This is a genomic window from Candidatus Zixiibacteriota bacterium (assembly GCA_040756055.1).
GTDB lineage: Bacteria > Zixibacteria > MSB-5A5 > GN15 > FEB-12.
Genome location: JBFLZR010000006.1, coordinates 180302 through 190300, shown reverse-complemented (window position 1 = coordinate 190300; position 9999 = coordinate 180302). Strand labels below are relative to the sequence as shown.

General features: G+C 51.8%; 8 protein-coding genes. 2 read left to right on the top strand and 6 right to left on the bottom strand.

What is annotated here, in order from left to right; all coding sequences use genetic code 11:
• Positions 1-103: 103 nt before the first annotated feature.
• The 3 genes from AB1483_12265 to AB1483_12255 form a co-directional block, all read right to left on the bottom strand.
• Positions 104-295 (bottom strand): hypothetical protein, encoded by a 192-nt coding sequence (locus AB1483_12265; protein MEW6413225.1) that lies wholly within the window; start codon positions 293-295, stop codon positions 104-106.
• Between the two features lie 275 nt (positions 296-570).
• On the bottom strand, positions 571-2364 hold the full coding sequence (locus AB1483_12260; GenBank protein MEW6413224.1) for an ABC transporter ATP-binding protein: 1794 nt from the start codon (positions 2362-2364) through the stop codon (positions 571-573).
• A complete protein-coding gene (locus tag AB1483_12255) occupies positions 2354-4153 on the bottom strand; it encodes an ABC transporter ATP-binding protein (GenBank protein MEW6413223.1) in 1800 nt (599 codons plus the stop codon). The genes AB1483_12260 and AB1483_12255 overlap by 11 nt, the downstream gene beginning before the upstream one ends.
• A gap of 499 nt (positions 4154-4652) precedes the next feature.
• Between AB1483_12255 and AB1483_12250 the strand changes: the two genes are divergently transcribed.
• The gene (locus tag AB1483_12250) at positions 4653-5864 is read left to right on the top strand and encodes a hypothetical protein (protein MEW6413222.1); all 1212 of its coding nucleotides are present in this window, start codon (positions 4653-4655) and stop codon (positions 5862-5864) included.
• Between the two features lie 125 nt (positions 5865-5989).
• Positions 5990-7519, top strand: a complete 1530-nt coding sequence (locus AB1483_12245) for a hypothetical protein (protein ID MEW6413221.1) — start codon at positions 5990-5992, stop codon at positions 7517-7519.
• A 24-nt stretch (positions 7520-7543) separates the two neighbouring features.
• Here the strand turns inward: AB1483_12245 and hypE are convergent, their stop codons facing one another.
• The 3 genes from hypE to AB1483_12230 are packed head-to-tail and all read right to left on the bottom strand — an operon-like array spanning position 7544 to position 9999.
• Positions 7544-8599, bottom strand: coding sequence for a hydrogenase expression/formation protein HypE (gene hypE / locus AB1483_12240; protein MEW6413220.1), 1056 nt, complete (start codon positions 8597-8599; stop codon positions 7544-7546).
• 3 nt (positions 8600-8602) lie between these two features.
• Positions 8603-9712, bottom strand: coding sequence for a hydrogenase formation protein HypD (hypD, locus tag AB1483_12235; protein MEW6413219.1), 1110 nt, complete (start codon positions 9710-9712; stop codon positions 8603-8605).
• Positions 9709-9999 (bottom strand): HypC/HybG/HupF family hydrogenase formation chaperone, encoded by a 291-nt coding sequence (locus AB1483_12230; GenBank protein MEW6413218.1) that lies wholly within the window; start codon positions 9997-9999, stop codon positions 9709-9711. Before AB1483_12230 ends, hypD begins: the two co-directional genes overlap by 4 nt.

Genomic DNA, 9999 nt, shown 5'->3' with positions numbered 1-9999 from the left:
TACGACGAAAGGAAGAAAATGCTTATAAAACCAAAAGTCACGAGAAGGAAACAACATTGATCTTTAACCCAAAAAGTGTTACCCATGTGGTGAGTCTATTCTGTTACCTATCTAGTGAAACGTTCACTATGAGAGAACCACCCACCTGCACGGTCTTGGTGATAGTTTGGGGCCAGACTATCATCTCTTCAAGTTCAGGCTCCACACCGTTGTCATCGGAACAACCAAGAAAGAGTGAGAATAGAATTAACGAGAGCAGAACCGCTTTGTGAATTAATCTTGAGCAATCCCCCATGCCTACACCTCCTATAGTGTGCTCGCTCAGGCAATTAAGCCGTAAGCCTCTGTAATGTCAACTGCCGGTTGGCCAAATGTGCCGCAGGGCCAAAAGGTGAGCTTTATAATCCTGATTATAGGCTCAATGCTCTACTATATTCTATTAGACGTGAATCTTTTGGGAATGTTCACAGTGTTGAGTGGATATGGAATCGCCCAAGAAGTCCGAACCACCATGAATTAAGGCCCAAACAGCATCTGGTGCCGTCCGGGCCTTTTACCTGTGCGGAGCGGCTATCGAACCAGTTCTTCCAGCTCGAACCGCTTATAGATCTTGGCGTACGTGCCGCCGTTATTGATCAGGTCTTGATGTTTGCCTGATTCGACAATGCGCCCCTGTTCGAACACATAGATCCGATCCGCCCTCTGGAGGGTATCAGGACGATGCGTGATCAGGATGGATGTCATGTCAGGCAACACCTGGTGAAGACGTTCCCAGAGAGCTGATTCCGTCTTCGAGTCGAGAGCCGAAGTACAATCGTCCAGAATAAGAATCCTTGGCTTTCCGACAAGGGCTCTCGCCAGAGCCAGTCTCTGTTTCTGACCGCCGCTTATCGACATTCCCCTTGTGCCGACGAACGTATCCAGCCCCTTGGGAAATCCGGTAATCTCGTCCTTCAACTGGGCGACATCGACCGCCCATTCCAAAACGGTGTCGGGTATGTCATCCCTGCCGAGCAGGATGTTGTTTCGAACCGTATCGGAGAACAGTATCGGTTCTTGCGGAACGTAGCCGATATTACGCCGGAGATCTTCCAGCCGGAACTTCCGCAAGTCGTGGCCATCAAGCTCGACACTTCCGCCAGTCGGGTCCACCAGCCTCGGCACCAGGTTAATAAGCCAGCTCTTTCCCGAACCGACCTTACCTACCAGCGCGACTGTCGAACCCGCCGGAATATCGAGCGAGACGCCATCAATTATCGACCTGTCGGAACCGGGGAATGCAAAGCTCGCGTTCTTGAAAGACAGTTGCCCGGATACGAGGCCGTCCCCCGGTTCTTCGGCGCGATCAAGCACCAGCGGCTTCATTTCAACCAGTTCCTCCAGACGGTTGATGGAAACCGCCGACTGCCGCGATTTGACGAGAAATTGTCCGATGTCAAACATCGGGAAAACCAGCCAGACGGTGTAAAACACGAATGAGCCGAGCTTACCGCGGGACAATTCCGCGTTCATCACCATGTACCCTCCGGCAATCAGGATTATCAGAATGCTCATCTGCCAGATATACATATACAGCGAATCGATAATCGTGTGTGTCTTGATCGCCGCGATCTCAGCATCCCGTCGGTCAATCGCCGCTGTCTCGAATTTCGCCTTCTGTGCTTTTTCCCGAACATATGCCTTAATCACGCGGATGCCTGAAAAGCAGGCTTCCATGACATCGTTAAACCTCGAAATCCGCGTTTGCAGATGATCGTACCGCTTGTCGAGCAGCGACGATGTCTTAAAGAAGATCACGATCAATACCGGCAGCGGCCCTACCGCCCACAACGTGAGTTTCAGGTCAATCGACAGCATCATAATGATCGTAAAGGTCACCATCAGCAGCGCCTCGTACAGACGGAATATACCCGAACAGGCGAACCACGACAGTTTCTCCGCAACGTCATCAGTCATTCGCGTCACGAGGTCGCCGGTCCGGAACTTGCTGAAAAAATCCGGACCTTTGTGCGTAATATCATCGAACGCATCCTGACGGAACAACCACTCGAGCCTGAGGTTCATCCACGCCCGGTGTCCCTGAACGAACGCGTACAGAGCGGTCGAGGCCAGGCCGAGCAAAATGAAACTCAGGCCGAAGCTGAGTTCCGGCGTAAGTGTCAAATCACTGCCCAGACCGCTCAGCCACCCGGCGAGGCTGTCCGAGGGCACCTGGCCGGTGTCGAGGAAATCGACCGTAAAGTCAATCATCCTCGGTATCGTTACCTGGAGAGCCGTCTGCACCGGCGTCAACAGAAGCAGCACCAGCAGCACGTATGGATACCGCCGATAATATCTCCAGAACCATTTTATTTTATCCAGCATTTGCTAATACTCCGTTTTTGTTCTTGAACTGAAGGTGGAACAGCTTTGAGTAGTAGCCGTTCTGCAGAATCAGTTCCGTGTGCGTCCCCCTCTCTATAATCTCGCCGCGCCTGATCACGAGAATCTGGTCAACATCGAGAATAGTCGAGAGACGGTGCGCGATAATCAGCGAGGTCCGACCCTCCATCAGTTTCTTCAGCGACTGCTGGATGGTCCGTTCCGTTTCAGGATCGACCGAGCTGGTAGCCTCATCCAGAATCAGTACATCCGGATTGAAGGCCAGAGCCCGCGCGAATGACAACAGCTGTCTTTCACCCCGGCTGAAATTGGAGCCCTTTTCGGACACCTCGGTCGAATATGCCGATGGCAGCATCCGGATAAATCGGTCCGCTTCCACCGTCTGAGCCGCTGCTTCGACGGCAGCCGCGCCGATCAATTCGGATTCGAGCGAAATGTTCGAAGCAACATCGCCGGGGAACAGGACTATATCCTGAAGCACCAGCGCCAGTCTCGAACGAAGCTCATCTATCGACATATCCCGGATATCGATTCCATCAACTGTGATCTTCCCCTTCTGAGGGTCATAGAACCTCAAAAGCAGCGAAATCACGGTCGATTTGCCGCCTCCGGTTACACCGACCAGAGCTACCCGCTTACCGACCGGTATTTCAAAAGTAGCATCCTTAAGGGCATAATTGCCGTCGTCGTTATATGAAAACGATACGTTCTCGAATTTGATGCCTTTTTCAAGCTTCTTCCATGCGACCGGCTTTTCGGGCTGCGGCAGTCTTGATTCCTGCGACAAAAGCGCGAAAATCCGTTTCGAACCGGCAATCGCCTTTTGGATGGTCGATAACTGCTCGGAGGTCCGCCAGATCGGTTCGAACGACCGCCAGATATAGACGATAAACATCAGAATCGAACCATAGGTGATACCGAAAATCGGTCCCAGTATAAGCACCATGCCTAATTTCACATATTCAAGCAGAAAGGCCGAGTTAAAGAAAGCAATGACACCCAGGTTTACATAGACATCATCTTTGAACTTCGCCTCGTTCGCCTTAAAGACTTTATACCGGGCATAGGTTCCACGATGGAATATCTGTATAATCGACATACCGTGCAGAAATTCCGTCAGCGATGCCGTGACCTCGGCCATCTTCTTACGCACATCCAGAAAGCGTGGGGTCGTTTTCCGATGGAAGAACCATACCATAGTGCCGATTATTGGCACCGTCACAAACAGCGGCAGCGCCAGACGCCATTCCGTGTAGAAAAGGACGCTGTATATTCCAACCAACAATATGGCGTCGCCTACCAGCATGACAACCGTGTTGGTGAACAGCATGCGCAGCGCCTCGGTATCCGACTCCACCCTGGCCATCAATCGGCCCACCGGGTTCTTGTCGAAATAGGATACATCGAGCGACAAAATGTGATGGTACAGCTTGCGCTTCAGCAACAGCATTACATCCTGCCCGATAATCTCCAGTTTCACCCTCATGGTGTACTGGATGATTATGGTCACTATCTGGATCAGTCCTATCCCGGCAACGGTGTACAGCAAACCCTTGAGATCGCCGTTGGCGATGTTTACATCGAGGGCTCGCCGAAGCAGAATCGGCCAGTATAGTGACAGCAGAGTGGCACCGGCCAAAAGGAACAAGCACAGTATGAGACCACCCTTGTGTTCTTTCAATAGGGGCAGAAGTCGGGCAAAAGCCTTGCGGGAGCTTATATCTTTCTCCCGGTCACTTATCTTTTCGTGTTCGTATAAATCCGCAGACATCTTATCAGTCCTTGCCTTTATGGTTTACGGTGCCGACTACAGGCTCGGACGGACGCACCATAAAAAAAACCCGCCGAACCTTCTGGTCGCGGCGGGCTAAGTCTTTATATGTGAATAACATCACTTATTCGATACACTGCCTCCGCCGCGTAACTTCCCGAGGGGGGATACCTGAATTGTCACATAGAACTTATTCATGAAATCAGCATTCTCTCCTTACGGGTTTTGGTTACTCAAAAGTTCATTTACGTACACGGCGTATAGTTGTTCCACTATAAGTCAACAAATCGGCCGTGTCAAAACTTTTTTTATCAAAAAACAAAAAAAATCGGGAGATGGGTAGGCCTGTCTACTATTAATTGAGGAAGGGTGTATTTACGCTCAGGGAAGGACCAAATTCTTTGACAGGAAACCCGAATGACCTTATTTTTGAAATAGCATCTGCGATTGTCACACATAGTGAAATTTCAAGCAGCCACTTAACAAGGAGGGATAGAACATGACACAATTCCGTAAGTACATAATTCACATAACAGTGTCCATTTGGGTGCTCGGTATCGTTTCGGGTTGTGGTGACAACCCGGTTGTATCAGATCAGGTAACCTGGTACACCAATGTTGGCACCGAAGGGATGGATTACGCTACCGACATCGCGGCTGCCAATGACGGCGGCTTTGTCATTGTGGGGCGAACGGATAATTACCCGGCGATACTGCGGGATGCTTTTGTGGCCAAAGTCGACGGCAGTGGCGATGTGGTGTGGCAGAGATTAATCGGGGGAAACTATTACGATTGGGCCAACGCTGTCACGGCGACATCCGACGGCGGATTTGTCGCGGTCGGTCACAGTCAGACTTCCGACACAGCGGTGGGAGACACTTACATTTTCAAGGTCGATAATGAAGGCAATCTCATCTGGGAGAACAGAATCGCTGGCGACGGCTTTGATGAGGCTGTAGATGTCGTTGAGACAGCCGATGGTGGGTTTGTGGCTACCGGAAATTGCGATGCCGGTACAACACGTAGCATCCTGTTGTTCAAAGTTGATAGCGATGGGAAACTGGTCTGGCAGAAATCTCTCGGAAATTCCGACTACGCCTGGGCGAATGCGATCGCCCTGGCCCCCGACAACGACCTGATGCTTATCGGCCACAGTGCATCAACATGGGACTATGCGCAGCAGTACTATGTCTTGAGAGTGAACTCGACGGGCGAACTGATTTACGAGAAACTCATTAATACGGAGACCGGCTTGGGCTGCTTCGACATCGCATCCACCGGGGACGGTGGCTTTGTAATTCTTGGAAGGTCCCGATATTTCGACCAGACTACCTATGAGGAATTTCGTGACATATACCTCATGAAAATTGACGCCGCCGCCAACGTGCTCTGGGATGAGGTAATTGATGTCGGCGACGATGATCTTTGTGGCAAAGTCTCAGTCCTGTCTGACGGCGGTCTTGCGCTTGTCGGCACTACCGATGATTACAGCGACGGTCTCCCCCGGTATACACATGTGATCAGGACCTCTGGCAACGGCACCGTATTGTGGAAACAGAGTTTCGCGCTTGACAACAGAATATACGGCGAAGCGGTTGTACCTTGCTCCGATGGTGGGATGACGATAGCTGGAAGTGTGTATCTGCCGGAATCAGGCTATGACGCCTTCGTCATGAAAATCGACGCGAATGGCATTCTGTTTAGAGAGTAAATGCGGGACAAATTGTCCGGTTTAATGCCGACAATTTAACGTTCCTAAGTGATACGTTTAGACTTTTGCGCACCAGAGGCGTAAAACATTTAGAAACCAATCGATTGAGTAGGAGGGTTAAATCAATGATATGGCGAAAGACCCGCACAGTACTGGTTGCGACGTCGATACTCGCGGCCATGATAGTCCTATCTTGTGGGAGCAAGAACGAACCTGTCTCTCCCAACCATTTCACCGATAGCGATACTCTACCTGATGACGGCACAGTCGTCCAGCAAAATCTCCCTCCAAAGATAGACGCCGTAACTGTAAAATTTGATTCTGTGGTCTTCTCCCATTCGGACTACTTTTCCGTTCCGACCTCAAGCACACTTTGTTTTACGTGTGTCTCGAGCGATTCCGATGGCGACGCTATCTCAACCACCTGGCAGGTGGACTGCGGCACTCTTGATCGCACCGACTCATGTTCGGTGCTGTGGACAGCACCTGGTGAGGATGCCACAGCTGAAATGGTCGTCACTGTGTCCGACGGCCACCAACAGACAGGTGATACGCTCAGGATAGGCATCGGCAAGCAGCGCACGTGGACAATGAGTTACAATCTCGGAGGCTATGAGGACGGTCAGGAGGTGTTGTGCACCCCCGACGGCGGATACCTCACCCTTGTTTCTCACGGCGGATGTAGGCTGGCCAAGATAGCCGATGACGGCTCCCTCGTTTGGAACAGATACTACAATGCCGGTGGTTCGTTCTGGGGTAGATCGGTGGTCTCACTCTCCGATGGTGGCTGCGCGATTGTGGGCGGTCTGCGGACGTTGGACGGCACGCTCATGCTCTTCGACTTTGACCTGCTCAGACTCGACGCTGAGGGAAACCTGCTATGGCAGAAGGTGTTCGAAGGCATCAATGCCGCTTCTGCGTACGACGTCGTCGGCTTACCGGACGGGGGCTTCCTTGTAGTAGGATCGACCGATTCATATGTTGATGGCAACCAGGGAGTTTGTCTCATTCGAACTGATTCCAACGGAGACTTGTTGTGGCACAAGACATATCCCGGATCCCGCGGGACGTCAATCATCGCATCTTCGGATGGTGTTTACGCGATTACAGGTGAGATGGGCGCCTGGTGTACTGGATCCGCCGATGCATTTCTGCTCCTTATAGATGCCGATGGAAATGTGATTCAGCAGAAAACCTATGGCGGGAGCGGAGGAGATCTTGGTATGTCGATATGCGAAAGGGCCGGTGGCGGGTATGCTATTGCCGGACAATCGTACGTGTCGACGGGAGGTTGGGAAGGTTTCATAGTGATCACTGACAACGTTGGAAATCAGATTCACTGGAACACTTTCGGCGGAAACTCCGATGATCTGGTGCGATCAGTTGTACTGACTCCGGATGGCGGGTTTGCTATTGCAGGTTATACGTACTCCTTTGGCGCTGGGAACGCCGATGCGTACCTTGTGAAAACAGATGAAACCGGGACAGTGCTGTGGCAAAACACCTTCGGCGGAACCGAACTTGAGGAAGGTCAGGACATTGTCTGCACACCCGACGGCGGGTTTGTCATTGTCGGAAGAACAATGAGTTTTTCGGAAGATCTTTGTGACCTCTACGTTATAAAAACAGATAGTTTCGGGCGCGTCAGTCCTTGACCAAACGGGTAGCCTGATATCGAGCTAACATATCCTCGGAAGCTGCTCACCGACGGGCATATCGACAATTCGTTGCCCGCCGATGCGAGTTGTCATAGACACCATTCCGGACTGCCCTGAGACAACTTCGCCAATGATTACAGCATCCACTCCCAGGGAATGCTTTTTCATGGCCGCCAAAACCGCCTCTGCCTTATCCGGCGATACAACTGCAACGAGCTTTCCCTCGTTGGCAACATAGAGCGGATCCAACCCAAGAATCTCACAAGCACCAGCCACCGCAGGCTTGACCGGAATCCTGTCCTCGTGTATGCGGATACCGACATGAGAGGCCATCGCAAACTCGTTCAGCGTTGCTGCCACACCTCCACGAGTCGGGTCGCGCATGGCGTGGACCCCACCCACCCTGACAATCTCAGCCACCAGTCGATTCAATGACGCTGTGTCGCTAGTGATGGGCGTCTCAAACGAGAGATTCTCGCGCTTCGACATAACAGCAATGCCGTGATCGGCAATGGTCCCGCTGAGTATTATCGCATCGCCTGCTTTGAGGTTGCTCGACGAAATATCATAACCATGTTCAATCAGACCGATGCCGGCGGTATTGATAAAAATCTTATCCCCTTTCCCCTTGTTGACGACTTTCGTGTCACCCGTGACTATCTGCACTCCGGCCTCAGACGCTGCCCTTTTCATGGAAATCACTATGGCCTGAAGGTCCTTCAAAGGAAAACCCTCTTCTATTATAAACCCGGCGCTCAGATAAAGAGGCGTCGCCCCGTTCATACAGATATCATTGACAGTCCCATTCACCGCCAGGTCGCCGATGTCACCTCCGGGAAAGAATATGGGATCAACCACAAACGAATCGGTCGTGAATGACAGCTTGAGACCGTTGACCTCGACCACCGCCTGATCATCCTGCTTGCGGAGCGCCGGATTGTCGAACGCCCACACGAACAACTTGCTTATCAACTCGTTGCTCATCCTTCCGCCGCTTCCATGGCTGAGTTGTATCGTGTCGTGCCCTGTTATCGGCAGCGGACACTTGAGATCTTCAGGCTTAATCGTCTTACCCATTTCCTAATTCTTCTCCACACTATCGTCTTTCTGGCGATGATAAGCAAAGTATGCCGCGCAGGCTCCCTCGGAGGACACCATCGTGGCACCCAGAGGGGTTTGAGGTGTACATCGCCTGCCGAACTCACCACATTCGTATGGTTTCTTTAGTCCCTGCAGAATCAGTCCGCTGATACACTCGGGCGGCTCTTCTACAGAAATATCCCCAAGCGCGAACCGCTTCTCAGCATCATATTTCTCGAACTCGGATCTTAAAGCGAATCCACTTCTGGGGAACTCACCTATCCCCCGCCACTTTCTATCCGTAACTTGAAAAACTTTTCTGATGACTTCGATTGCCGGGCGGTTCCCCTCGCGTTTGACTACTCTGGCGTATTGATTTTCTACTTCCGCCCGCCCATCTTCAAGCTGCCTGACAGCCATCAGGATTCCTTCGAGTATATCCACCGGTTCGAAACCGGTGACCACTATCGGAACCTTGTGCTTCTGAGCGATCGGAACATATTCCTCCCACCCCATCACCGTACAAACATGCCCCGCAGCCAGAAAAGCCTGAACCCTGTTGTCCGGCGAGCCTAAAAGGGCCTCCATAGCCGGTGGCACCAAAACATGAGACACGAGCATTGAGAAGTTGTCGATATTTTGCTGGTGAGCCTGCCACACCGCCATGGCAGTCAGGGGCGCGGTCGTTTCGAAACCGACGGCAAAAAAGACCACCTGCTTGTCGGGGTTTTTCCTGGCGATTTTAACAGCATCGAGCGGCGAGTACACCATGCGGACATCGCCGCCCTCCGACTTGACCACAAAGAGGTCTTTCTTTGATCCGGGGACACGAAGCATATCGCCGAACGAAGTAAAGATTACGTTTGGACGCGAGGCAATATCCAGCGCCTTGTCTATCATCTCCAGCGGTGTCACACAGACAGGACATCCGGGACCGTGTACCAGTTCAATCTCCTGAGGGAGAAGCTGATCAATGCCGTTTCTGATTATGGCGTGAGTCTGTCCGCCACATACTTCCATTATCACCCACGGTTTGGTTATAGCTGCCGTTATCTCATCAAGCAACTTGCGGGCTATCTTTGGATCTCGAAACTCATCGAGATACTTCATTCTTTATCCCCACCCTGCTCATCAAGAGGCATACCGAAAACATCCTGACCCTCTTCGGCGGCCTTCTGAACCATCTCATCGAAAAGCGCCAGCGTCCTGGCCGCTTCCTGCTCATCGATAACACTCAGCGCGAAACCGGCATGCACGATCACATACTGACCCACTTTCACTTCCGGCACATACGCCAGGCACGCGGTATTGACCGTACCGGCATAGTCAATTCGCCCCATTTGCACGCCGTTTTCTTCGGTTATTTCGACTACTTTCCCCGGTATCGCCAAACACAT

What these genes read in the sequence shown, in the direction of transcription:
- AB1483_12265 (MEW6413225.1), bottom strand. Translation starts at nt 295, where the DNA reads ATGGGGGATTGCTCAAGATTAATTCACAAAGCGGTTCTGCTCTCGTTA.
- AB1483_12260 (MEW6413224.1), bottom strand. Translation starts at nt 2,364, where the DNA reads ATGCTGGATAAAATAAAATGGTTCTGGAGATATTATCGGCGGTATCCA.
- AB1483_12255 (MEW6413223.1), bottom strand. Translation starts at nt 4,153, where the DNA reads ATGTCTGCGGATTTATACGAACACGAAAAGATAAGTGACCGGGAGAAA.
- AB1483_12250 (MEW6413222.1), top strand. Translation starts at nt 4,653, where the DNA reads ATGACACAATTCCGTAAGTACATAATTCACATAACAGTGTCCATTTGG.
- AB1483_12245 (MEW6413221.1), top strand. Translation starts at nt 5,990, where the DNA reads ATGATATGGCGAAAGACCCGCACAGTACTGGTTGCGACGTCGATACTC.
- hypE (MEW6413220.1), bottom strand. Translation starts at nt 8,599, where the DNA reads ATGGGTAAGACGATTAAGCCTGAAGATCTCAAGTGTCCGCTGCCGATA.
- hypD (MEW6413219.1), bottom strand. Translation starts at nt 9,712, where the DNA reads ATGAAGTATCTCGATGAGTTTCGAGATCCAAAGATAGCCCGCAAGTTG.
- AB1483_12230 (MEW6413218.1), bottom strand. Translation starts at nt 9,999, where the DNA reads ATGTGTTTGGCGATACCGGGGAAAGTAGTCGAAATAACCGAAGAAAAC.